Origin of the sequence: Mesorhizobium sp. M0715, assembly GCF_040320355.1 — a bacterium.
GTDB lineage: Bacteria > Pseudomonadota > Alphaproteobacteria > Rhizobiales > Rhizobiaceae > Mesorhizobium.
In genome coordinates this window covers 53,203-74,735 of the sequence record NZ_JAMYPL010000017.1, presented here as the reverse complement: position 1 = coordinate 74,735, position 21,533 = coordinate 53,203, and the positions used below count along the sequence as shown (strand labels likewise).

Sequence of the window (21,533 nt, the reverse complement as noted above, 5' to 3'; positions counted from 1 at the left end):
CCTCACGCCACGCTCTTTCCGGCGCTCCCTCTCGCCTGCACGCCCGGCGCAAAAATCTCCTGATCGACGAAGATCAGTGCCCGCATGGCGCAGCCTTCGCGGATCAGTGGCAGTTCGTTCGGCTCTGTGTCGAAGGAAATCGATTTTGAGTGCTGGCCGCCGGCGGTCTGGGCAATCGCCTCGCGCAGTGCCGGCTCTATCAGGTCGAAGGCGGCCGCGCTGACGCCGACCATGGCAACGGGCGCCGGATCGATCAGCGCGAACAGGCTGCCGAGGCCGTAGCCGAGCGCTTCGCCGGCCTTGCGATAGGCTTCCCGTTCGGGTCCGTCACCTTCGCGGGCCGCGGCAGCCAGGGCGCGCATGTCGGCGTCGCTGACATCGGCGACGGGTTCTGCATCCTCGCCCATCTGCCTGGCGTTGCGCCAGATGGCGTAATTGCCCGCATAGGCTTCGACGCAGCCGCGCCGTCCGCAGCGACAGAGCGCGCCGTTCGGCCGATGGATCATGTGGCCGAATTCGCCGCCCGAAGAATGGGTGCCGGTGAACAATTCGCCCTTCAGCACCAGTCCCATGCCGATGCCGTGCGACAAAAGGATAGCGATGAAATCGTCGCGGTAACGATCGGGGTCGCGCCAGCGCAGCGCCACCGCCATCATGTTGCAGTCATTCTCCATTATGGCGGGGATGCCGAACGCGTCTTCGAATATGTCAGCGAAGGCGATGTCGGTGTGCGGCGTGATCGGCGACCACAGCATGGCGCGGGCACGGGTGTCGGTGATGCCCTGGATGGCCAGCGCGATGCGGGCGATGCTGCGCACGTCCAGGTCGGGATCTGCCAGGCGGCGCCGCACGATTGCCGTGCATTCACCGATCAGCGACTCGCGCGACATCGTCAGCGTGTCCAGCCGGCGCTGTTCCTCGGATACTACCTGGCCGGCATAGTCGATGACGGCGACGGAGAGGAAGTTCAGCGACAGCACCACGGTCATTACCGCGGCCGCTTCCGGATTGAGGCTGAGGCCGACCTGCGGCCGGCCGCGTTTGAGCGAGCCGGCCTCGCTCGGCTTGCTTTCGGTCAGGATGCCTTCGACGATCAAGTCGGAGGAAATCGCCGAGATGGTCGAATGGCTGAGGCTTGTGGTCGCGGCAATCTCGGTTCGCGACGGATGTCCGGCGCGGCGCACCGCCGCGATCACCATGGCGCGGTTGCGGCGGCGCAGATCGTCGTGGCGGATTCCGACCGACATGCTTTTTCAATCCTCCCGGTCGCCGCGGTTCTTCCTGCCCTGGAACGCTGTCGGTGACGCGGATAAATACTGGCAGAAGCCGCGCGCCCTGTCATTTATTTATTCCGGGGCTCGAAAAAAATTCGAAAGGCCATCAAAATCCATCAGATTCGATGTTGACAGCGTTCAGGCGTTGGCCCAGTGTTTTTTCGAGGCTCGAAAAAATAGGGCTTCTGTGCCGGCCCTCGGGTCAGTTTGGTCGCGCCATACGCGGCGCAGGGAGGATAATATGAAAAGATTCACAGCCGCCATCCTGGCGGGTGCCGCCATGTCGCTGACGCTCGCGTCTCTCGCGCAGGCGAAGGACAAGGTCGTCGGCGTTTCCTGGTCCAATTTCCAGGAAGAGCGTTGGAAGACCGACGAGGCCGCCATGAAGACGGCGATCGAGGCCGCTGGCGACAAGTACATCTCCGCCGATGCGCAGTCCAATCCCGGCAAGCAGCTCACCGACGTCGAAAGCCTGATTTCGCAGGGCGCCAATTCGCTGATCATTCTGGCGCAGGACGCCTCGGCCATCGGCCCTGCGGTGCAGAAAGCGTTGGACGAAGGCATCCCGGTCGTCGGCTATGACCGGCTGATCGAGAACAAGGACGTCTTCTATCTGACCTTCGACAACAAGGAAGTCGGCCGCATGCAGGCCCGCGAGGTGTTCAAGGTCAAGCCGGAAGGCAACTACGTCTTCATCAAGGGCTCCGGTGCCGATCCCAATGCCGACTTCCTGTTCTCGGGCTCGATGGAAGTGCTCAAGGAAGCCATTGACAGCGGCAAGATCAAGAATGTCGGCGAAGCCTACACGGACGGCTGGCTGCCCGCCAACGCCCAGAAGAACATGGAACAGTTCCTGACCGCCAACGACAACAAGGTCGACGCGGTGGTCGCGGCCAATGACGGCACCGCCGGTGGCGTCGTCGCGGCGCTGACGGCGCAGGGCCTTGCCGGCACAGTGCCGGTTTCGGGTCAGGACGGCGACCACGCCGCGCTGAACCGTATCGCGCTCGGCACGCAGACCGTTTCGGTGTGGAAGGACGCGCGTGAGCTCGGCAAGACCGCCGCCGAGATCGCTTCGCAGCTCGCAGACGGCAAGAAGACCGGCGACATTGCCGGCGCCAAGGACTTCACGACGCCGGGCGGCAACACCGTCAAGTCGCTGTTCCTGACCCCGATTGCCATCACCAAGGACAATCTCAACCTCGTCATCGACGCTGGCTGGATCAAGAAGGAAGAAGTCTGCACGGGCGTCGCTGCCGGCACCGTCGCGGCCTGCAACTAAAAGCTGGCTTGTTCCTGCATTCTCAACGCCGCGGCCCAAAAGCCGCGGCGTTTTCTCAAAGACTTTTGTGTTTCCGCATCATGCGGATAGCTTCTAGGCTGGGCTCCGGTATACGCGTCAGACGGCCAGTCGGTGGGAGGAAATCATGACCGATACGACGTCCAACCCACAGGCCGATACGGCGCGCGCGTCGGAACTCGGGGCCGTCGCCCGGTTCCTGAAGGCGACCGAGATCGATACCCGCATGCTCGGCATGATCGGCGCGCTGCTGGTCATCTGGATTGGGCTGCATGTCATTTCCAGCCTGCGCCTCGGCGTCAACCCGCTCGATTTCGACAGCCGCACCTTTCTCACGCCGCGCAATCTGTGGAACCTGTCGGTGCAGACATCCGCGGTTGCCATCATGGCCTGCGGCATGGTGCTGGTCATCGTCATGCGCAACATCGACCTGTCGGTCGGTTCCGCCGAGGGCCTGATCGGCATGGTGATGGGGTTTGCCCAGGTGCATTTCCTGGTGCGCTTTGTCGGGCTCGAACTCGGCAATCCGTGGATCTGGGTCCTGGCGCTGGTCATCGGCCTGGCGCTCGGCCTGCTGATCGGCGCCTTTCAAGGCTTCGTCATCGCCTATCTCGAAGTGCCCGCCTTTATCGTGACGCTGGGTGGCCTGCTGGTCTGGCGCGGTGCGGCCTGGTGGGTCACGTCAGGCCAGACCGTGGCGCCGCTTGACGCCACTTTTCAGCTGATGGGCGGCGGGCCGGCGGGATCGATCGGCGCGACCTGGAGCTGGGTCGTCGGGATTGTCGCCTGCCTCGCCGTGGTGTTTGGGCTGTTCAACGGGCGGGTACAGCGCAAGCGTTTCCGGTTTCCGCTACGTCCGATCTGGGCCGAGACGCTGCTCGGAGTCGTCACCTGCGGCGCCATCATGGGCGCGGTCTGGCTCGCCAATTCCTATCCCTGGCCGATCGGCATCGTGAACAGATATGCGGCCGCCAACAACATCACCCTTCCCGAAGGCGGCCTGTTCATCGCCCACGGTATCGCCATACCGGTGCTGATGGCGGTCGCCGTCGGGCTGGTCATGACCTTCATCACCAACCGCACCCGCTTCGGCCGCTATGTCTTTGCCATCGGCGGCAATCCCGAGGCGGCCAATCTCGCCGGCATCAACACGCGCTGGATCACCATGAAGGTGTTCATGATCATGGGCGTGCTGGCCACGATCGCCGCGGCAATCTCCTCGGCCCGGCAGAATTCGGCCACCAACGTGCTTGGAACGCTCGACGAGCTGCTGGTCATTGCAGCCGCCGTGATCGGCGGCACGTCGCTTGCCGGCGGGTCGGGAACGATCATCGGCGCCATGCTCGGCGCCCTGCTGATGCAGTCGCTGCAGTCCGGCATGGTGCTGCTCGGCGTCGACTCGCCGCTGCAGAGCATCGTCGTCGGGGCCGTACTGGTCATCGCCGTGTGGCTCGACACCGTCTATCGCAAGCGCGTCTAGGAGGGCATGCCATGACTGACAAGACTGCTCCTGCAGCCACCGCGCTGATCGACATGAGGAACATCTCGATCGCGTTTGGCGGCATCCGCGCCGTCGACGACGCCTCGATCGATCTGTTCCCCGGCGAGGTCGTGGCGTTGCTCGGCCACAATGGCGCCGGCAAGTCGACATTGATCAAGATCCTGTCCGGCGCCTACAAACGCGATTCGGGCCAGATCTTCGTCAACGGCGAGGAGGCATCGATCTCCAATCCACGCGACGCCAAGAAATACGGCATCGAGACGATCTACCAGACGCTGGCATTGGCCGACAATGTCGACGCCGCCGCCAATCTGTTCCTCGGCCGGGAGCTGATGACCGCCTGGGGCACGCTCGACGACGTTGCCATGGAGGCCGAGGCGCGCAAGGTGATGGGTCGGCTCAATCCCCGCTTCCAGCGCTTCAAGGAGCCGGTGATCAAGCTGTCGGGCGGCCAGCGGCAATCGGTGGCGATCGCGCGTGCGATCCTGTTCAACGCCCGCATCCTGATCATGGACGAGCCGACGGCGGCGCTTGGTCCGCAGGAAACGGCGCAGGTCGGCGAACTGGTCAAGCAGCTCAAGTCCGACGGCATCGGCATCTTCCTGATCAGCCACGATATCCACGATGTGTTCGAGCTAGCCGACCGGGTCTGCGTCATGAAGAACGGCCAGGTGGTCGGCACCGCCCGCACCACCGATGTCACCCAGGACGAGGTGCTGGGGATGATCATTCTGGGCAAATGCCCGCCGGGCGCCATTCCCGGACCGGGCGCGCTGAAGATAGCGGCCTGAGATCGAGCCAGATCGCGGTTGCCGGACACGTGATATGCCAGCCGTAAGGATGGCTTGGCCTTGGCATTGTGTTGGCACGGCGACTTGCCCATAAAGGTCCGACATTGCTCAGGGACCGCACGATCCGTTGAAGAAGCTTTTTCCGATCATCGCCTTTATCGCCGTCGCGCTGATCAGCATGGTGATGGCAGGTTTTGCCTATTTCGCCACGCAGGAAGCCGCGCGCATCAAGTTCGAGGCGACTGCCGACGATGCGCTCAACCGGATCGAGAGTCGCATCGACCTGCATCTGTCGCTGCTGCGCTCGACGCAGGCCCTGTTCGACGCCCGCAATGGCGATATTTCTCGCAATGAGTTCAAGGCGTTCTTCACCGCGCTCGATGTCGACAAGAATTTCGCCGGCTTACGCGGTATCGGCTTCCTCAGGCTGGTAAAGGCGGGCGACGAGGCGACGGTCGAACGCGATATGCTGCACGATTATGGCGTCAGTCATCCAATCTACCCGGATACCACTCAACCCTGGCGCACCCCTATCGTGCTGTTCGAACCGCTGGATCCATCCAATCAAGCGGGCATCGGCTATGACATGTTCAGCGAACCGGCGCGGCGTGTGGCGATCGAGAAGGCGATGTCCGACGACCAGCAGCACGCCAGCGGGCTGGTGCAGCTGGGCCAGGACACCGGCGCCGCGCAGACGTTCACCGGCTTCTTCGTTTTCGTGCGGCTCAATGTCGAAACCGCTCCCGACGTCATCAATGCTTCGAGATCCTCGACGGCCGGTTTTCTCTATGCGGCCTTTCGGGCTCGCGATCTGTTCCAGACCGCGCTCAGCCGGTCGCCGCTGCTGCCGGTCAACACCGAAATCTATGATGGCGATGGTGCCGTAAACGGCGACAATCTGTTGTTCCGGTCTGAGACGCCGCCGGCTTCCACTTTCGGCGACAGGCTGCTGGTCACCCGAAAGATCATCGTCGCCGGACGGCCATGGACTGTACTGTTCCGGCCGACAAGCGCCTTCTCGCAGCCGTCGTCGCGCGCCATTCCGGTGATGCTGGGGCTGTTCGGCCTGCTGTTGGCGGGCGCCATCGCGCTGGTGGCGCGCTATCAGGAGCGGGCCTATGAGGCAGCGTCGCGATTGCACGAAACGACGGAAAAGAGCTTGATCGAAAAAGACCTGATGCTGCAGGAGATGAAGCATCGCATCAAGAATTCGATCACCAGGGTGCTGGCTATCGCGCGCCAGACGGCATCGCGGGCTACCGACGTCAACGAGTTTTCCGCATCCTTCTCGGCCAGGCTGCAGGCGATGGCGGCGTCCCAGGACATGCTGACGCGCTCGCGCTGGCAGAAGGCCGATCTTGGCGATCTCCTGCGCATCGAGCTAGGTCAGGTGTTCGGCAAGGCGCTGCCCGAAGAGCTGTTGTCGGGACCACAGGTGCTGCTCGACGAAACCACGACGCAAGCGCTCGGCCTGACCTTCCACGAACTGGCGACGAATGCGCTGAAATACGGCGAAGCCGGCAATTCCGTCGGCGCGCTGAAAGTGGACTGGTCGGTCGAAGGGCGCGGGCGCGACAGGACGCTGGCTCTCAATTGGCGCGAAAACGGGCAGACGAAACTCGAAGCGCCAGCCAAGACCGGATTCGGCACCAAGTTGATCGATCTCAACGTGACGCGGGAGCTGCGCGGTACGATCAAACGCGATTACCAGGCCAATGGGCTGAACGTTGAAATCAAAATTCCACTCGCCAACTGAGCGCGACCTTCACCCGAAAAGGATCAAGCGTCCAGACATGAAAAATCCGGAGGCCAGCGGACCGGCCTCCGGATCGACGTTTCGATTATCGCCGAATTAGTTGCAGCGAGCCGTGTAGATCCGGCCGCGATGATCGCGATATTGACAATAGCCGTTGCGCAGGTTGCGCACCAGCAGGCCGGAACCGGCACCAACGGCCGCGCCGATCAGCGCGCCCTTGCCGCCGCCGACCAAGCCGCCGACACCGGCGCCGATCAAGCCGCCGCCAACCACGTCCTGCTCGGTCGAGGTGCAACCACTGACCGCAACCACCGCAACCAGGGCAATAATCATCTTCCGCATAGAGTCACTCCTCACTTTGTGTCCTCACTTGGTAAGCTCCAGCTGCCACTTAGCATGAAATGACGGCCTTTGCTGCTGCAATCTATTGTTGGTGAAGATAGTCTTTTTCTGGGCGTGCCGCGTTCGACGCCATTACGAGGCTGGAAATTGCCAAAGACGCGTCAAGCGTACCATCGGCGCGCACATTCCAGACGATCTGATCATAGTCGTCTTCAAGCGCCGGATCGACAGCAAGGCATTTGGCGACGATGTGGTCAGCCTGCCCTTGCACGTCGCCCAAGACGAATGGGCGTTCGGCCACGCATTGCTCGGCGCTCGCGAAAACGTTGACGGGCACCTGGAGTTCACGGCAGTCGGCCATCGTGTTCGAGCAACCGATGACCAGCAGCAATGCAGCGATATGTTCCATGGCGGGAGTCCTCTCGCCATAGTAACGGTCTACATTCGCCAAAGTTCCTGGCTCGCTGGGCCGGGCTGGGAAGTAAGAGGGCGACAATCGATTCTATCACCGGCCGAAACGAGCTGGCCTCAGACCAATTGGTACAGGGCGACCACCGCGATCACGGCCAGCAGGCCCAGCGCGACAAGGCGCAAGGCCCCATTGGGAACAGGGGCCAGCGGTGGCGCGGATGCCTCGGAGTCCTCAAACTCGCCCATGGAAATCCGGGCGGCCTGCTCCAGTCTGTTCATGTCGGCAACCGTCAAGGCATTCCTCCCGCACCATGCTGCAAATCCTGTTGCGGAAATGTTCGGTGATGCAACAAGTTCCAGCGGTATCTGGGAAAAACAGCATCTGCTTTTATGGTGAACAGCTGGTTAAGGAAGCTCGGGTCGCTCAATCCGTCTCGAAATTGCCGTGCGGAACGACAAGGCGGTACTCGAGACGGCCAGCCGCGATTTCGAGCGTCGCCGTTCCGTTCAGCGACGTCGGCACGACCCGTTCGAGTGCGACGCTGCCGAAGCGCTTCTCGCTACGCCTGACATCACTGGCTCCGATTGCCTCGGCCCATGTCAGGGACAGGGAGGTTCCCGTGTCGGCGGCGGTCAGGTTAGCTGTAACATCGACGAATCCATCGGGCCGCGACAGGGCGCCATAGCTCACCGAATTGACGGCGAGTTCATGCATCGCAAGGCCGATATGCAGGGCAGCGTTGGGATTGAGATAGGGGTTTGCCCCCTGAAATCTCAGGCTGCGAACCGGATCGCCGCCGTAGCGGCCCACCTGGCCCGATACGAGTTCGCGAAGTGCTGCACCCCGCCAGTTGGAAGAGGTCACGAGATCTTGGGACGAAGCCAGCGATTGCAGCCGGCCGCGAAAGCGTGTCAGGAAATCGCCGATGCTGTCGGAGTAGCGACCGGTCTGGGTGGCTATGCTCTGGATGATCGCCAGCAGGTTTTTGGAGCGATGGCTTACCTCCCGCAACAGCGTCGTCAGGGTCTGCTCGCGGCGCTTTTGCTCGGTCGTCTCGACCATTGTGGTGACGACGCCTTGCACCGTGCCGCCGTCGCCGTGGTCGGCATCGATCCAGACCTCAAACCAGCGGCTGCCATCCTCGACGGGAACGCTGATCTCGAGACGTTGGGGGTTGCCGGATGCAATGACGTCGCGCTTGGCCGCGCCGATGCGGTCGGCCTGCGCCTCCGGCAGAATACCGATGCTGTCGGTGGTGTCCGAAACCCAGGGCGCACGCATGTTGCGCGCCCATACGGTTTTCATCTCGCGATCCTGGTAGAGAACGGAAATGCCGGCATTGTGCAACGCGTGAAGAAGGGCGCGGCCGAGCTGCATGCCGCTTTCGGCAGGATGGAGGGCGATGACTTCATCGCTTTGCACGTCGTCCTTCCTGTTTCCGGTCCTGGAACCCATCGGCCAAACTGTCCACCCAATTCAGGCTGAACGGCTCACCGGTGAATGGGTTCCAAACAGGTTTCCCGAACCCGCCGCCAAAAAACGGTCCGCCGGACGGCGTCCTTTAGGACACCGCCCGGCGGTGGCTGGAAACCGTTTGAGGGGTGCGGCTTCCAGTGTTCGGCCGTTCGTTGTTACGAAGCCCGTTTGAACAGGCCCGCAAGAAGCGAAATGACCAGGAAAGCGAGGAAGATGAAAAACAATATCTGCGCTATGCCGGCAGATGTACCGGCGATGCCGCCGAAACCAAGCGCGCCGGCGATGATCGCAACGACGAGAAATACGAGCGCCCAGTAAAGCATGATGCATCTCCTTCGAATGGTGCGATAAAAACGTGGGTGGGTGCGGTTTGTTCCCACCCTTTGCCGAAAAAGACCGAGCTTGCAAATCGTTCAAGAAGCGCGCAGGAATTTCACCGTCGCCGCCCGCGTGCATCAGGCGGCACGATTACCACTTCCCCAATTCACGACTATGCGGCGGCTTTCGCCTGGCGGTCAAAGAACAGTGCCTGGCTGATCAGCGCCTTGACCATGTCGGGATTGAACGGCTTGGTGACCAGGAAGGCCGGTTCCGGCCGTTCGCCAGTCAAGAGGCGCTCGGGGAAGGCGGTGATGAAGATGACCGGCACCGACGTCGATGACAGGATCTCGTTCACGGCCTCGATGCCGGAACTGCCGTCGGCAAGCTGGATGTCGGCCAGCACCATCTTCGGCCGTGTCTTGCCGAACATCATCACTGCCTCGGCATGGGTGCGCGCCGTTCCAACGACGCGGTGCCCGAGGCTCTCTACCATTTCTTCGATATCCATGGCGATCAGCGGTTCATCCTCGATGATCAGGACGTCGGTTGCCACCTGACGGGATATCTCGTTGCTCGCTTGGGCAAGCAGCTCTGAAAACTCCTGGTCGCCGACGTCGAGGATCTCAGCCGCTTCGTCCTCGCTGAAGCCTTCGACAGCCACGAGCAGAAAGGCCTGACGAGGCCGCGGCGCGATCGCATTCAGATTGGCGGCGGTGCGCTGTTCCCACGCCGATTGCGCCTGCTCCTGTGGGACGCGGATGGCGACCGATGTGAACAGCTTGGCGAACACCTTGTACAGCGCGATGCGGTCGCTCGATGCTTCGGGAAATATTTCGATATCGGCGATGATGGCCTCGAGCATCGCGGCTACCAGCGCATCACCACTCTCTTGCGACCCGGAAACAGCCCGCGAGAAGCGGCGCAGGAAGGGCAGATGGGGTGCGATGGTGGCGGATAAGCTCATGGTAAGACGTCTCCCTCAGAATGACGTGATTGCATAGGTGCATAGGTCAAGCTGACTGCAAGCCCTGACGTTAACGCGGATTTTTTGAAAAAGTTCCGCCTCGACGGAACAAAAGCCGGGGAGTGGCGTTTGTGGTCGGGATGGGCGACCAGACGAGGGCGCCGCTTGCGTTGTGTTGAGTATGATAAGAGCGGCTTGAGCGCTGGGAATACAAGGGCAAAATGAAGGATATGACGAAAGATATTCTGGCTGGCGCCGAGAGCAGGCGCCGGAACGGTTCTGGTGACGCCCTTGGGCCGAACTCCGAAATCGGACGCAAACTCAAACAATATTACGACGCGCTGGTCTCCGACGATGTGCCGGATCGCTTTTCCCAGTTGCTTAGCCAGCTGGAACAGGCTGAACCCGCACAGAAGAAGGACTGAGGCATGGCCGCGGTCTCCCAAGGCTTCAAGACCGATCTGCTTGGGGCAATCCCAAGTCTGCGCGCGTTCGCCGTGTCGCTGACGCAAAATGCCGATAAAGCCGACGACCTCGTCCAGGAAACGCTCGTCAAGGCTTGGGACAAGCATGAGAGCTTCCAGCCCGGCACCAACCTCAAGGCCTGGCTTTTCACCATCCTGCGCAACGAGTTCTATTCGCAGATGCGCAAGCGCGGGCGCGAAGTGCAGGACAGCGACGGTATCATGACGGCCAGGCTTGCCGTTCATCCGGCTCAGCACGGCCAGCTTGACCTGAAGGATTTTCGTGGGGCGCTGGAGCAATTGCCGGAGGACCAACGCGAAGCCATCATCCTCATCGGCGCGTCTGGTTTCTCCTACGAGGAGGCCGCCGAGATCTGCGGTTGCGCGGTGGGGACGATCAAGAGCCGCGTCAGCCGAGCCCGTACGCGCTTGCAGGAGATCCTGAAAATATCAGGCGAGGACGAGTATGGTCCGGACGCAATTTCGGCCCAGGTAACGAGCTCGCCGGCAAGCTGACCGCGATCGTGTCTCAAGCGCGTCCGCAGGCCGCGGCGACCGCTTGCACGAGGTCTTCACCCGAATAGGGTTTGCCAATCAGCCTGACGCCCGGAAACGATGCCTTGATCTCCTCTGCATCCGAATAGCCCGACGCAAACACGAAAGGTATGCCTGCCGCGCGCAGGCCGGAGGCGAAATCGATCGTCGAGACACCGCCCAGCATCAAGTCGACAATGGCTGCATCGAATCGCGTGGCGACCTCGCGGCCATCGACCTCGGTCAGGTCACGGGCGATCACCACCTCATCGGCGCCATGGTCGCGGCAAAGCTGCTCGACATCCATGGCGATCAGAAATTCGTCCTCCAGGACCAGAATCCGCAATCCGTCAAGCAATGTGGGCACAGGCAAAGACTCCTTGAAACGCCGGAGTCATGATCGCTAATTCGCTTGCTGTCATTTAAAAAAGACATGTGGCAAGCGGGCGGAATCTCAATCCTTGCAACGGGATGAAACGCGCTCCTCCAAGAGCGGGCTTTCGAAGGGGGTCGAAATGTCAGTCCAGAACAATAGCGCTTTCTCCAGCCGCCAATATCCTTGCGAGAACTGCCCATTGCGGCCGTTGCCGATTTTCCGCGATTTCGAAAAACAGGAACTGGCCTTCATCAGCAAATTCAAGAAGGGCGAACTCGCAGTCGAAAAGGGTGGCACGGTGCTGGTGGAGGGAAGCCATAGCGCCCATCTCTACACCGTGCTCTCCGGCTGGGCGTTTCGCTACAAGTTGTTGCGGGACGGCCGCCGCCAAATCCTCAACTATCTCATGCCCGGCGATCTGATCGGCCTGCAAGGCAGTGTGATGGGCGAGATGCAGCATTCCGTGGAGGCACTGTCGCCGATGCTGCTGTGTGTTTTCGAGCGCGAATATCTGCATGAGCTGTACCGCAATCATCCCGGGCTGGCCTATGACATCACCTGGATCGCATCGCGTGAAGAGCGGATGCTGGACGAGAACCTGCTCAGCCTCGGGCGCCGCAGTGCGATCGAGCGCGCTGCCTATCTCATCGCCTTCATCGGCAGCCGCGCCAAGGTCGTTGGACTGAATGGCAGCCAAACTGTCCAGATACCGATCACGCAGCAGCACATTGCCGATACGCTCGGCCTGTCGCTGGTTCACACCAACAAGACGATCCGCAAGCTGATGGATCGCAAGCTGATCGTCTGGCGCGACGGCGGCTGCGTGGTCTCCGACAATGAAGGCCTCAAGCGGCTCGCCGGCTGGGAAGGGCTGGGTGAAGCGCGCCGGCCATTAATCTGAGGAAGCGTCTTTTGCGGGAGCCGACGGACCGGGTGCGCGCCGATGCGTTTTCGGCTACTTTGTCCCCAATGCCGGAACCTTGAGGCGGGCAGCGCGTTTGAAACCAAGCAATCACAAGGAGTTAAGCCATGGCCACTGCCGCAGGAAAGACCGCAAACGACGCCCGTGCAAATGCGGACCTGGAAGCCGACATCAGGCAGTTGAAGGCCGACATCGACAAGCTCACCAAACAACTGGCCAAGACCGGCGAGCATGGTTACGGCACCGCGCGCCGCGCAGCCACGGAAGGGGTCGAGCAGTTGCGTGCGCAGGGCGAAGCAGCCTTTGATAGCCTGCGCAGCAATGCCAAGGACATCGAAGCGCAGATGATGGCAAGTGTACGCGAAAAGCCGGTGACGTCACTGGCGATCGCCGCCGGCGTCGGCTTCCTTTTCGCGCTCATCGCGCGTCGCTAGTCGCGCTTCGGATGGGAATGCTGGCAACCCTGATCTCGGGTCTCGCCTCGGGGGAGACCGTGGCCGCCATATACCGGGCGCGCACGGCGGCAATCGTCTATGTGATCGCCATGGCCGCCGCACTTTGCGGTCTCGGCTTTCTTGTCGGGGCCGCCTATATCTGGACGGCGATGCGCTATGGGCCGCTTGCCGCGGCACTGGGGTTCGGCGTCGGTTTTCTGGTGCTTGCCGGGGTTGTCCTGCTGGTCTACCGGATATCGGCAGGCTCGCGCGCCCGGCGCCGGGCGCGGCGCCGCAATGCCGACATGAAGGCGATCGGCATCACCGCCGCACTCGCCGTGCTGCCGAGCCTGCTTAAGGGAAAAGGCGGTCTCGGCGTCATTCTGGGGCCGGCCGTGGCACTCGCGGCCTACGCCATCTACCGCGAGAACGTGAAATCCGACGATCCGGATGAGAGCGAGCGGAAGTAGAGCTGTTGGGAGGTCACTTCGACAGCTCTTCGAGGGGCATCGATATTTCGGCAAACACGCCTTCCGGCCGGAATTCATGGGTCACTTCGCTGGAAATGACCTTGGCCAGGCTGCGGCGAATGAGGATCGAGCCGAAGCCGTGCCGATCCGGCGGAGCGACTTGCGGGCCGCCGCTTTCGCGCCAGGTCAGCACAAGACGCCGGGCATCCCTCCTGCCTTGCGTCCTCCAGCCAAGGTCGACCCTGCCTGACGGCACCGACAGCGAGCCATATTTCAGCGCGTTGCTGGCGAGTTCATGCAGGATCAGGCCAAGCCCGATGGCCTGGTCGGGCGACAGCAGCAGGTCGTCGCCGGAGATCGTCATGCGCGGCTGCTCGGCCGTTTCGAAAGGTTTGACCTCGATTTGGACGAGTTCACTGATGCCGATGCCACGCCACTCGCGGTCCGACAACAGATTGTGGGCGATGCCCAAGGCCTGAAGCCTGGCGCCGAAGGCCTCGAGGAACTGGCTTGGCTGGTGGGCGTGGCGCACGGTCTGGGTTGCCAGCGCCTGGACGGTCGCCAAAGTGTTCTTGACGCGATGGTTGAGCTCACGCAGCAGCAGCCGTTGCCGTTCGTCGCCGAGCTTGCGCTCGGAGATGTCGTAGTTGACGCCGAAGATCAACGTCGGCTTGCCGTCGCCGTCACGCTCGATCACACGGCCGCGCGTGGCGAGCCAGCGCGGCGGATGAAAGCCCTTCACCCGGTATTCGCCGAAATAGTCGTCGCTGCCGGTCAGGGCGTCGCGAAAGCGGGTTTCGGTCTGGTAGACGTCACGCGGATCGATGGCGGCGAGGATGTCACGTGCGCGCAGCCGGTTGGAGCGGGGCAGGCTGAACAGCTCCGACATCAATGTGTCGCATTCGATGATGTCGGTGCGGATGTCCCATGCCCAACTGGCGAGCGACGCCGCATCGAGTGCGATGGCGCGTCGTTTTTCCTCGCGCACCAGTGCGGCCTCGGCGATCGCGCCGCTGCGGGTTGCATCCTTGAGGGTGAACAGGCTGGCGGCGAGGCTGGCGAGCGCCTTCAACTGGTCGAGCTCGGCGCGGGATGGAAAACCATGCGGCTCGCGGTCGAGCACGCACAGAGTACCGATGCGGGCACCTGCCACGATCATCGGCGCGCCGGCATAGAAGCGGACATGATGTTTTCCGGTGACCAGCCGGTTGGTCTTGAAACGGGGGTCCGTCGTTGCATCCACGACCACCATGGGCTCGTCGCCGGCGGAAATCGCATGGGCGCAAAACGAGACGTCGGCCGCCGTTTCGGTCTCGTCCAGGCCGAAGCAGGATTTGAACCACTGCCGTTCGAGGTCGACGAGTGTGACCAGGGCCATCGGCGCCTGCATCACCGCCGCGGCAAGGCTGCTGACCCGGTCGAAATCGGGGTCGGGCGCCGTATCCAGCATCTCCAACCCGTGCAGCACAGCGAGCCGGTCAACATCCTTGACTGCGCGCGCAACTTCGGCCGGCAGATCGGGTGTTGTTTGCGTCTTGCCAGTCACCCTAATTGCCTCGTCCCGGTCTTCGCCGCCCCATGCTTGCGCTGGTGCAAGGCCAGGGCGCATTTCCGGAACCATCCTAGCGAGGAACCGTTACCCGACCATGATTTGCCGAGCGCGCCAGTTGGTGCAGTATGAGACAGGGATCGAGCATGGCCAAGATCATTCCAGAAAACAAGGCGCGGCAGGGGCGATGGGGCTGGCATGGATTTCGAATCCTGATCGCCGCATTGCTTTTGGTGTTTGCCGCGTGGGGCGTTGCCGAGATCTATGGTGTGTTGATCAAGGCGCCAACCAGTGATGAACAGCATGTCCCCACACCTAGCACCACCGAGCAGGCTCCTGCTGGTTAAAGCCGATTTGTTCGTTGCAACGTATCGTATCATGCGGCTCTCGATTGGGCCGCGCTCGTCGGCACCAGTACATTCAGCGCGCCAGGCTGGATTTCGATTACCGTTTCACGGTCAAGCCTGACCAGTTCGCCGTCCATGACGGCGCGAAACTTGCGGCTGCTCGAATGGATTTTCAGCACCGTTCTGTTCGTCTGGTGAATTTCGACATGTTCGTTGTCGCGCCATTTGCCGCGCGCCATGTTGAAGAAGAACTTGACCAGCTCGGCGCGCTGCTTCGCCACCGTAACGTAGACGCCAAGCACGCCGCCCGCCGGATTGTCGGCGTAGGGCAAATGGCCTTCACCGAACAAATTGTTGGTGATGCCGATGCCGGTGATGCGTGCCGCCATTTCGGCATCGCCGATGCTGAGCGTCACATTCATCGCAGGTGGATTGTTGATCGTCGCCCAAGCCGCCTTGGCCGAGGCGCGGATCTTTCCCCACCGCGAACCGAATTCCATCTTCTGGCGCAGTTGCACCATCTTCGCATGCATGCCGATCGAGAACTGGTGCACGAAAGGCTGGCCATTGGCCGTCGCCACGTCGACCGCTATGATTTCGCCGTCGGCGAAGGATTTCAGCGCGCCGTCGAGCGACTGCGGGATGCCCAGTCCGCGTGCGAACAGGTTCATGGTGCCGGCCGGCAATATGGCAAGCGCCTTCTTCGTGCCCATCAGCCGGGCGGCCGCGGCGGAAATAGTCCCGTCGCCGCCACCCGCCAGCACGATATCGACCGAGCGACGCGAAGCCGCGCTGTCGAGCGTTTCCACCACGTCCTTGCCGGCGACGATCTCGATGCTGAGCGAGTGACCGGCCGTCTCCAGCGTCTGATGCATCCTGTCGGAGAAAGCGGCGAGGTCGGTGGTACGCAAAGTGCCGCCATCCCGGTTCAGCACCGCTGCGAATTTCATGCCCCGCTCCACCGTGTCAGCCAAAAGCGGCCGGACACCCAGCCTATGGCTGAAACGCGGCGGCGACGGAAAGGTTCCCTTGCCACGGGGTGGCTGCCCGGCGGCGCGATCATTTCTGTGGTTTCGTTTCCCCGACGACAGCGGTTTTGTCGGAACAACAGACTGGTCACAACGTTGTGAACCTGTAGATGCCGCGTCCGATTTTCCAACGAACACGCGGCGCATGAGATCAGGCACGAGGAGAGACTATCATGATCCGCAATCTTTTAGCCACCACCGCACTCGCAACGCTGATCGCCACCGCAGCTCATGCGCAGAGTGCGACGACCCCAGCGCCGGCGCAGAGTCCAGCCGTTCAGGAGTCGGGCGTCGCGACGGTCCGCGCAGAGGGCAGCATCGTCACCAACATCATCGGTGAGTCCGTCTACAACGGCACCGGCGATGACGCCGAGAACATCGGCAAGGTCAGCGACGTCGTCTTCGACAAGGATGGGCAGGCGAAATCCGTTGTCATCGACGTCGGCGGTTTTCTGGGCGTCGGCGCCAAGAGCGTCGCCTTCGACTACGGTAAGCTGCAGTGGGCCGAAAAGAATGGCGACCGCTGGCTGGTAGCCCAGACGACCAAGGACGAGCTGACGGCACAGGCAGAATTCGACAGCAAGCCCTACGCGCCGACCCCGGCGCCTGCCGCATCGACCGACGCGACAGCACCGACGGCACCCGCTACGACGGATACGGCACAAAAGCCGGCCGACATGAACGCCGCACCGGCGGAACCGGTGAAGCGCGCGGATGGTAACCTTGCCACCAACATCATCGGTGAAAATGTCTATAACGGCACCGGCGACGACGCGCAGAATATCGGCGACGTCAACGACATCGTGCTGACCAAGGAAGGCAAGGCCGAGGCCCTTGTCATCGGCGTTGGTGGTTTCCTTGGTCTCGGCGCCAAGAACGTCACCTATGACTTCTCCAAGGCGCAGTGGGCCGAGAAGAATGGCGACCGCTGGCTGGTCGCCCAGACCACCAAGGAAGAGCTGCAGGCGCAGCCGGATTTCGACCGCAAGGCCTATGATCCGGCGCCGGCAACGACGGCTTCCAATGAGCCTGCGGCCACCGCTCCGGCAGCTGTGCCCTCTGACACCACGGCTCCTGCTGTCGCTCCGGCAGACAAGACCGCCGAAGCTCCGGTAGCGACCACCCCTGACGCCTCGGCTCCCGACCAGACACAGACTGCCGCCATCGACAAGTCGACGTTGACCGAGATGCCGGTCGGCGAGATTCGTGCCGATGACTTGAAGGGCACGACTGTCTACGGCGCCAACGACGCCAGGGTCGGCGAGATCGGCGATGTCGTGCTTGCGCCCGACAAGAAGGCCGACGCGGTGATCGTCGACGTCGGCGGCTTCCTCGGCATTGGCGAGAAGGAAGTCGCGGTCGGCATGGATAATCTCAAATTCATGACCGACAAGGACGGCAACAAATACCTGTACACGACCTTCACCAAGGAACAGCTCGAGGCTCAAACCGCCTATGACAAGGGCAGCTATGCCGAACAGCGCGATCAGCAGCGCATGATCGTAAGGTAATTCTGTTCAGCCAAATGAAGCCCGCGCTGGCAACAGCGCGGGCTTCATTTATGTGTGGCCAGGTGGCAGGCCAGCGGCATGGCCGACTAGGCCGTTCTCGGTCAATTCGGCCAGTGCCAACGACTGGTCGAGATGTTCGGCCCGCCAGGCGAGCAGCCGTTCGGCGAATTCCAGGCGCACGGTGAGATGACTGGGGTCGGCCGCGAGATTGTCCAGCTCGCCCGGATCGTTTTCCAGATCGAATAGCAGCGGCGGCAGGTTGCCGCCGAAATGCACATACTTGAAATGTTCCGTGCGGATAACGGCGAGGTTGCATTGACGTGCGGCGATGCCGAAATGGTTTTCGGCCTCGCCCGCGGCAATCGAGCGGAAGTCAAACTCCCAATGCGCGGCATCGCGCCACGCCGCAGGGGTTTCTCCGCTCAGGAACGGCTTCAGCGAGGCGCCGTCGAGATGCGGCGCGGGCTTTTCGCCGAGCAGGTCGAGAAGGGTCGGCAAAATGTCGACCGCTTCGGTGAAGCTGTCGACACGGCCGCCGGCAGCCTTGCCGTGGCGCGGATCGCGGACAATCAGCGGAATGTGGTAGCTGCCGTCGAAATAGCCGCCCTTGCCCAGCATGAAATGGTCGCCCATCATCTCGGCATGGTCCGAGGTGAGCACGATGATGGTGTCGTCCCACGCGCCCGCGGCCTTAACCGCTTGCCAGACGCGGCCGAGCTGCGCGTCGACCTCGGAAATCATGCCGTAATAGATCGCGCGGATGCGGCGAAAATCGTCTTCGCTCCAGTCGTGCACCTTGCCTCTGGCTTCGGGCCGGAATTTTATCTGTTTCTGCCGGCCGAGATCATAGGCAAGATAGGGATGGTTTTCCGCCTCTTCCTGCCAGCTTGCCGCGCGCCGGAAGGCCGGGCCGTCAGCCGGATCGTACATTGTATTGTAGGGCTCCGGGGCAATGAAGGGCGGGTGCGGGCTGATGAAGGAAAGATGCGCGAACCACGGCGTGGCGTGCTCCTGTTCGCCAAGCCAACGCGTGAATTCGCCGGTCAGGAAGGCCGCCGGGGTTTGTTGCCCGCGGTAGACGGGCGGCGCGTTGCTGATGGTGGTCCCGGCGCCGTCGGCCAGCGGACGGTGGATGTCGGGGGAGCCGGCGCTGGCGTCGACACCTTGCAGCTCCAGCCAGGATAGCCATTGCTTCTGGTGCTCCGGCAGCAACTGGCGCACCGTAAAGCCCGGCAGCACGCCTTCATAGCTTTGCAGCCGCGGATCGCCCGGCGCCAGCAGGCGCGGATCGAGCGAGACGTCGGTGTAGCCGAACAGCGTCGGATCATAGCCCAGAGCGCGAGCCGAGAGCGCGATGTTGCCGTGGCGCGCGTCGAGCGGCGTGCCGTTGCGGCAGACGCGGTTGTTCATCTGGTAGAGACCGGTGTAGAGGCAGGCGCGGGCGGGCGAGCAGGGCGCCGCGCCGCCATAGTGCCGCTTGAACAGCACACCCTCCACGGCCAGTGCGTCGGCGTTCGGCGTCTGCACAACCGGATGACCGGCTGCGGACAGACAATCGCCACGCCACTGATCGCATGTGATCAGGAGAATGTTGGGCCGCCTGGCTTTTCCAGTCACTCACGATACCTTTGTCCCGGAATGTCGAATGCCGTTCATGGAAACGAATTCTGGCCACGGCGCAAGCCCGACTCTGCGAGCCAATTGGTGAACGAACTCTGTTCCATCGTTCACTTTTGCGACACAGTCCATTCTGTGTTTGCCGCCTTTGCGTAAACTGCTCGGGTCCTCATATTGGCATGGACAGCGGCGAGGGCCGCACAAGTACCAAGGGAAGGAGCAAGACAATGCTCGACCAGATCAAGGGCCTGCATCACGTCACCTCGATGGCCAGGGATGCCCGCCAGAACAACGATTTCTTCACCAGGAAACTCGGCCAGCGCCGGGTCAAGAAGACTGTCAATTTCGACGCGCCCGACGTCTATCATCTCTATTATGGCAATGAGACCGGCACGCCGGGTTCGGTGATGACCTATTTCCCTTTCCCCGACATCGGCAAGGGCCGGCATGGCGTCGGCGAAGTCGGAACCACCGTCTACTCGGTGCCGGAAGGCACGCTTGCCTATTGGGAAAAACGCTTTGCCGATGAGGGCGTCACCGGCCTCTCGAGCGAAGAGACCTTCGGCGAGAAGCGCCTGGCTTTTGCCGGACCGGATGGTGACGGCTTCGCGCTGGTCGAGGGCAAGGGCGACGGCAGAGCGCCCTGGGCGAAAGGCGGTGTTCCGGTCGACCAGGCGATCCGCGGTTTCCATTCGGTATCGCTCAGGCTGAAGGATGGCGGCGCCACTGAGGAGCTGCTGAAGTTCATGGGCTATGAGGAAGTCGACAAGTCCGGCAATCTCAGGCGGCTGGCGGTGAAGAACGGCAACGGCGCCGATATTATCGACATCGAATCGTTGCCGAGCACGGCCTTCGCCGATCTCGGTGCCGGCTCCGTCCATCACGTCGCCTTCGCGGTCGAGAACCGCGCCAGGCAGCTCGAGGTGCGCAAGGCGTTGGTGGACACCGGCTATGGGGTGACGCCGGTGATCGATCGCGACTACTTCTGGGCGATCTACTTCCGCACACCGGGTGGCGTGCTGTTCGAAGTCGCCACCAACGAGCCGGGTTTCGATCGCGACGAGGATACCGCTCATCTGGGCCAAGCGCTGAAGCTGCCGACACAGCACCAGCACCTGCGGCCCTATCTTGAACAGAATCTGCCGAGACTGGAAGGCTGAGGTCATGAGTAAGGACGCTTACATCCACAAGCTGCTGCCCGGTTCGCCGGGCGGCCCATTGCTGTTCGTCTTCCATGGCACTGGAGGCGATGAGAACCAGTTTCTGTCGCTGGGGCGCGATCTCACGCCCCAGGCAACCATCATCTCGCCGCGCGGCGACGTGTCCGAACAAGGTGCTGCGCGCTTCTTTCGCCGCACCGGCGAGGGCGTCTACGACATGGAGGATCTGGCACGGGCGACGATCAGGATAGCGGGCTTCGTCAAGGCCCATGTCGAAGCAGCGAAGCCATCGGCCGTGCTGGGTCTCGGCTATTCCAACGGCGCCAATGTCCTGGCCTCGGTGGTGTTCGCGGTTCCGGCGCTGTTCGACGCGTCGGTGCTGATGCATCCGCTGATCCCGTTCGAGCCGCAGGTCAAGGGCAGCCTCGCCGGCCGCCATATCCTGATGACCGCCGGCAAGCGCGACCCGATCTGTCCGCCGAACCTGACCACGCGGCTCGAGGCCTATTTGCGTGCCGACGGCGCCGATGTCACAGTGGAATGGCACGATGGCGGGCACGAGGTGCGGCCAAACGAGATCGAGGCGGCACGGCGGTTCTTTGCCGATGCTGCCCAAGGAGCATAGCGATGCCTGAACAACTGCCTGAGATCGAACTTGAGGATCGCGGTTCCAAGGGCCGCTATGTCCTGCGTGGACCCGATGGCGCCGAGGCCGAGATGACCTTCACCAAGATCGGTGAGCACCAGATCATCATCGACCACACCGAAGTGCCGGACGTCTTTCGCGGCCAGGGTGCCGGGCTTCGGCTCGTCACCCGCGCCGTTGAGGATGCGCGTGCGGCAGGCAAGAAGATCATCCCGCTCTGCCCGTTCGCCAACGCCCAGTTCCGCCGCCATCAGGAATGGGCCGACGTGCTGAAGCGGTAGGGATTTCGTTGCTTGGAAACGGCGCGGCAAGCGGCTGCCATCCTGCCGGGGCGGCTT

General features: G+C 62.3%; 25 protein-coding genes. 14 read left to right on the top strand and 11 right to left on the bottom strand.

Annotated features, from left to right (window positions below; genetic code table 11):
- Window positions 1–2: 2 nt before the first annotated feature.
- Window positions 3–1,247: an ROK family protein gene (locus tag NKI21_RS20160; RefSeq protein ID WP_352442044.1), complete on the bottom strand. Its 1,245-nt coding sequence runs from the start codon at window positions 1,245–1,247 to the stop codon at window positions 3–5.
- A gap of 268 nt (window positions 1,248–1,515) precedes the next feature.
- On the opposite strand from NKI21_RS20160, the gene xylF reads away from it, so the two are divergent.
- From xylF to NKI21_RS20140, 4 genes are all read left to right on the top strand, one after another.
- Complete coding sequence (xylF, locus tag NKI21_RS20155) at window positions 1,516–2,556, top strand: D-xylose ABC transporter substrate-binding protein (RefSeq protein ID WP_352442045.1); 1,041 nt, start codon at window positions 1,516–1,518, stop codon at window positions 2,554–2,556.
- Between the two features lie 145 nt (window positions 2,557–2,701).
- A complete protein-coding gene (locus NKI21_RS20150) occupies window positions 2,702–4,054 on the top strand; it encodes a sugar ABC transporter permease (RefSeq protein ID WP_023810991.1) in 1,353 nt (450 codons plus the stop codon).
- An 11-nt stretch (window positions 4,055–4,065) separates the two neighbouring features.
- On the top strand, window positions 4,066–4,866 hold the full coding sequence (locus NKI21_RS20145; RefSeq protein WP_013529276.1) for an ATP-binding cassette domain-containing protein: 801 nt from the start codon (window positions 4,066–4,068) through the stop codon (window positions 4,864–4,866).
- 127 nt (window positions 4,867–4,993) lie between these two features.
- Window positions 4,994–6,622, top strand: coding sequence for a CHASE domain-containing protein (locus NKI21_RS20140; RefSeq protein WP_352442046.1), 1,629 nt, complete (start codon window positions 4,994–4,996; stop codon window positions 6,620–6,622).
- 96 nt (window positions 6,623–6,718) lie between these two features.
- On the opposite strand, the gene NKI21_RS20135 is transcribed toward NKI21_RS20140, so the two are convergent.
- From NKI21_RS20135 to NKI21_RS20110, 6 genes are all read right to left on the bottom strand, one after another.
- On the bottom strand, window positions 6,719–6,964 hold the full coding sequence (locus tag NKI21_RS20135) for a YMGG-like glycine zipper-containing protein (RefSeq protein ID WP_023810994.1): 246 nt from the start codon (window positions 6,962–6,964) through the stop codon (window positions 6,719–6,721).
- 82 nt (window positions 6,965–7,046) lie between these two features.
- Window positions 7,047–7,373 carry a hypothetical protein gene (locus tag NKI21_RS20130; protein WP_352442047.1) on the bottom strand — a complete coding sequence of 109 codons (327 nt, stop codon included), beginning with the start codon at window positions 7,371–7,373 and terminating at the stop codon, window positions 7,047–7,049.
- A gap of 119 nt (window positions 7,374–7,492) precedes the next feature.
- A complete protein-coding gene (locus NKI21_RS20125) occupies window positions 7,493–7,669 on the bottom strand; it encodes a hypothetical protein (RefSeq protein ID WP_127295168.1) in 177 nt (58 codons plus the stop codon).
- A gap of 130 nt (window positions 7,670–7,799) precedes the next feature.
- Complete coding sequence (locus NKI21_RS20120; protein ID WP_164893021.1) at window positions 7,800–8,831, bottom strand: sensor histidine kinase; 1,032 nt, start codon at window positions 8,829–8,831, stop codon at window positions 7,800–7,802.
- 176 nt (window positions 8,832–9,007) lie between these two features.
- Complete coding sequence (locus tag NKI21_RS20115) at window positions 9,008–9,175, bottom strand: DUF1328 domain-containing protein (protein ID WP_013529282.1); 168 nt, start codon at window positions 9,173–9,175, stop codon at window positions 9,008–9,010.
- A 167-nt stretch (window positions 9,176–9,342) separates the two neighbouring features.
- Entirely contained in the window at window positions 9,343–10,137 is a 795-nt protein-coding gene (locus tag NKI21_RS20110; protein WP_023810997.1) for a response regulator, read from the bottom strand.
- 221 nt (window positions 10,138–10,358) lie between these two features.
- On the opposite strand from NKI21_RS20110, the gene NKI21_RS20105 reads away from it, so the two are divergent.
- A complete protein-coding gene (locus tag NKI21_RS20105; RefSeq protein WP_023810998.1) occupies window positions 10,359–10,562 on the top strand; it encodes a NepR family anti-sigma factor in 204 nt (67 codons plus the stop codon).
- A 3-nt stretch (window positions 10,563–10,565) separates the two neighbouring features.
- Window positions 10,566–11,117 (top strand): RNA polymerase sigma factor, encoded by a 552-nt coding sequence (locus NKI21_RS20100; RefSeq protein WP_013529285.1) that lies wholly within the window; start codon window positions 10,566–10,568, stop codon window positions 11,115–11,117.
- A gap of 13 nt (window positions 11,118–11,130) precedes the next feature.
- On the opposite strand, the gene NKI21_RS20095 is transcribed toward NKI21_RS20100, so the two are convergent.
- A complete protein-coding gene (locus tag NKI21_RS20095) occupies window positions 11,131–11,442 on the bottom strand; it encodes a response regulator (protein WP_050592687.1) in 312 nt (103 codons plus the stop codon).
- A gap of 208 nt (window positions 11,443–11,650) precedes the next feature.
- Here NKI21_RS20095 and NKI21_RS20090 point away from each other — a divergent pair, with 208 nt between their 5' ends.
- The 3 genes from NKI21_RS20090 to NKI21_RS20080 all read left to right on the top strand — a co-directional run bounded on the left by NKI21_RS20090 (window position 11,651) and on the right by NKI21_RS20080 (window position 13,337).
- Window positions 11,651–12,412, top strand: coding sequence for a Crp/Fnr family transcriptional regulator (locus tag NKI21_RS20090; protein WP_352442048.1), 762 nt, complete (start codon window positions 11,651–11,653; stop codon window positions 12,410–12,412).
- A gap of 128 nt (window positions 12,413–12,540) precedes the next feature.
- Window positions 12,541–12,867, top strand: coding sequence for an ElaB/YgaM/YqjD family protein (locus NKI21_RS20085; RefSeq protein WP_023811001.1), 327 nt, complete (start codon window positions 12,541–12,543; stop codon window positions 12,865–12,867).
- A gap of 11 nt (window positions 12,868–12,878) precedes the next feature.
- Window positions 12,879–13,337, top strand: a complete 459-nt coding sequence (locus NKI21_RS20080; RefSeq protein WP_352442049.1) for a hypothetical protein — start codon at window positions 12,879–12,881, stop codon at window positions 13,335–13,337.
- A gap of 13 nt (window positions 13,338–13,350) precedes the next feature.
- Here the strand turns inward: NKI21_RS20080 and NKI21_RS20075 are convergent, their stop codons facing one another.
- Window positions 13,351–14,883 (bottom strand): sensor histidine kinase, encoded by a 1,533-nt coding sequence (locus NKI21_RS20075; RefSeq protein WP_352866926.1) that lies wholly within the window; start codon window positions 14,881–14,883, stop codon window positions 13,351–13,353.
- Window positions 14,884–15,032: 149 nt separating this feature from the next.
- On the opposite strand from NKI21_RS20075, the gene NKI21_RS20070 reads away from it, so the two are divergent.
- Window positions 15,033–15,233: a hypothetical protein gene (locus tag NKI21_RS20070; RefSeq protein ID WP_127295178.1), complete on the top strand. Its 201-nt coding sequence runs from the start codon at window positions 15,033–15,035 to the stop codon at window positions 15,231–15,233.
- Between the two features lie 29 nt (window positions 15,234–15,262).
- Here NKI21_RS20070 and NKI21_RS20065 read toward each other — a convergent pair whose 3' ends face one another.
- A complete protein-coding gene (locus tag NKI21_RS20065) occupies window positions 15,263–16,183 on the bottom strand; it encodes a diacylglycerol/lipid kinase family protein (RefSeq protein WP_352442051.1) in 921 nt (306 codons plus the stop codon).
- A gap of 251 nt (window positions 16,184–16,434) precedes the next feature.
- Here NKI21_RS20065 and NKI21_RS20060 point away from each other — a divergent pair, with 251 nt between their 5' ends.
- Window positions 16,435–17,772: a PRC-barrel domain-containing protein gene (locus NKI21_RS20060; protein WP_352866922.1), complete on the top strand. Its 1,338-nt coding sequence runs from the start codon at window positions 16,435–16,437 to the stop codon at window positions 17,770–17,772.
- A gap of 48 nt (window positions 17,773–17,820) precedes the next feature.
- Here NKI21_RS20060 and NKI21_RS20055 read toward each other — a convergent pair whose 3' ends face one another.
- On the bottom strand, window positions 17,821–19,389 hold the full coding sequence (locus tag NKI21_RS20055) for an alkaline phosphatase family protein (RefSeq protein WP_352442053.1): 1,569 nt from the start codon (window positions 19,387–19,389) through the stop codon (window positions 17,821–17,823).
- Between the two features lie 227 nt (window positions 19,390–19,616).
- Between NKI21_RS20055 and NKI21_RS20050 the strand changes: the two genes are divergently transcribed.
- From NKI21_RS20050 to NKI21_RS20040, 3 genes are read left to right on the top strand one after another with little or no spacing between them, the layout of a single operon-like run.
- Window positions 19,617–20,549: a VOC family protein gene (locus NKI21_RS20050; protein ID WP_352442054.1), complete on the top strand. Its 933-nt coding sequence runs from the start codon at window positions 19,617–19,619 to the stop codon at window positions 20,547–20,549.
- Window positions 20,550–20,553: 4 nt separating this feature from the next.
- On the top strand, window positions 20,554–21,174 hold the full coding sequence (locus NKI21_RS20045; RefSeq protein WP_352442055.1) for an alpha/beta hydrolase: 621 nt from the start codon (window positions 20,554–20,556) through the stop codon (window positions 21,172–21,174).
- A gap of 2 nt (window positions 21,175–21,176) precedes the next feature.
- Entirely contained in the window at window positions 21,177–21,476 is a 300-nt protein-coding gene (locus tag NKI21_RS20040) for a GNAT family N-acetyltransferase (protein WP_023811010.1), read from the top strand.
- Window positions 21,477–21,533: the final 57 nt, after the last annotated feature.

Excerpts from the sequence above, each read along its gene's own strand:
- NKI21_RS20160 (WP_352442044.1), bottom strand. The coding sequence starts at position 1,247 with ATGTCGGTCGGAATCCGCCACGACGATCTGCGCCGCCGCAACCGCGCC.
- xylF (WP_352442045.1), top strand. The coding sequence starts at position 1,516 with ATGAAAAGATTCACAGCCGCCATCCTGGCGGGTGCCGCCATGTCGCTG.
- NKI21_RS20150 (WP_023810991.1), top strand. The coding sequence starts at position 2,702 with ATGACCGATACGACGTCCAACCCACAGGCCGATACGGCGCGCGCGTCG.
- NKI21_RS20145 (WP_013529276.1), top strand. The coding sequence starts at position 4,066 with ATGACTGACAAGACTGCTCCTGCAGCCACCGCGCTGATCGACATGAGG.
- NKI21_RS20135 (WP_023810994.1), bottom strand. The coding sequence starts at position 6,964 with ATGCGGAAGATGATTATTGCCCTGGTTGCGGTGGTTGCGGTCAGTGGT.
- NKI21_RS20130 (WP_352442047.1), bottom strand. The coding sequence starts at position 7,373 with ATGGAACATATCGCTGCATTGCTGCTGGTCATCGGTTGCTCGAACACG.
- NKI21_RS20120 (WP_164893021.1), bottom strand. The coding sequence starts at position 8,831 with ATGGGTTCCAGGACCGGAAACAGGAAGGACGACGTGCAAAGCGATGAA.
- NKI21_RS20115 (WP_013529282.1), bottom strand. The coding sequence starts at position 9,175 with ATGCTTTACTGGGCGCTCGTATTTCTCGTCGTTGCGATCATCGCCGGC.
- NKI21_RS20110 (WP_023810997.1), bottom strand. The coding sequence starts at position 10,137 with ATGAGCTTATCCGCCACCATCGCACCCCATCTGCCCTTCCTGCGCCGC.
- NKI21_RS20105 (WP_023810998.1), top strand. The coding sequence starts at position 10,359 with ATGAAGGATATGACGAAAGATATTCTGGCTGGCGCCGAGAGCAGGCGC.
- NKI21_RS20100 (WP_013529285.1), top strand. The coding sequence starts at position 10,566 with ATGGCCGCGGTCTCCCAAGGCTTCAAGACCGATCTGCTTGGGGCAATC.
- NKI21_RS20095 (WP_050592687.1), bottom strand. The coding sequence starts at position 11,442 with ATGGATGTCGAGCAGCTTTGCCGCGACCATGGCGCCGATGAGGTGGTG.
- NKI21_RS20090 (WP_352442048.1), top strand. The coding sequence starts at position 11,651 with ATGTCAGTCCAGAACAATAGCGCTTTCTCCAGCCGCCAATATCCTTGC.
- NKI21_RS20085 (WP_023811001.1), top strand. The coding sequence starts at position 12,541 with ATGGCCACTGCCGCAGGAAAGACCGCAAACGACGCCCGTGCAAATGCG.
- NKI21_RS20080 (WP_352442049.1), top strand. The coding sequence starts at position 12,879 with ATGGGAATGCTGGCAACCCTGATCTCGGGTCTCGCCTCGGGGGAGACC.
- NKI21_RS20070 (WP_127295178.1), top strand. The coding sequence starts at position 15,033 with ATGGCCAAGATCATTCCAGAAAACAAGGCGCGGCAGGGGCGATGGGGC.
- NKI21_RS20065 (WP_352442051.1), bottom strand. The coding sequence starts at position 16,183 with ATGAAATTCGCAGCGGTGCTGAACCGGGATGGCGGCACTTTGCGTACC.
- NKI21_RS20060 (WP_352866922.1), top strand. The coding sequence starts at position 16,435 with ATGATCCGCAATCTTTTAGCCACCACCGCACTCGCAACGCTGATCGCC.
- NKI21_RS20050 (WP_352442054.1), top strand. The coding sequence starts at position 19,617 with ATGCTCGACCAGATCAAGGGCCTGCATCACGTCACCTCGATGGCCAGG.
- NKI21_RS20045 (WP_352442055.1), top strand. The coding sequence starts at position 20,554 with ATGAGTAAGGACGCTTACATCCACAAGCTGCTGCCCGGTTCGCCGGGC.
- NKI21_RS20040 (WP_023811010.1), top strand. The coding sequence starts at position 21,177 with ATGCCTGAACAACTGCCTGAGATCGAACTTGAGGATCGCGGTTCCAAG.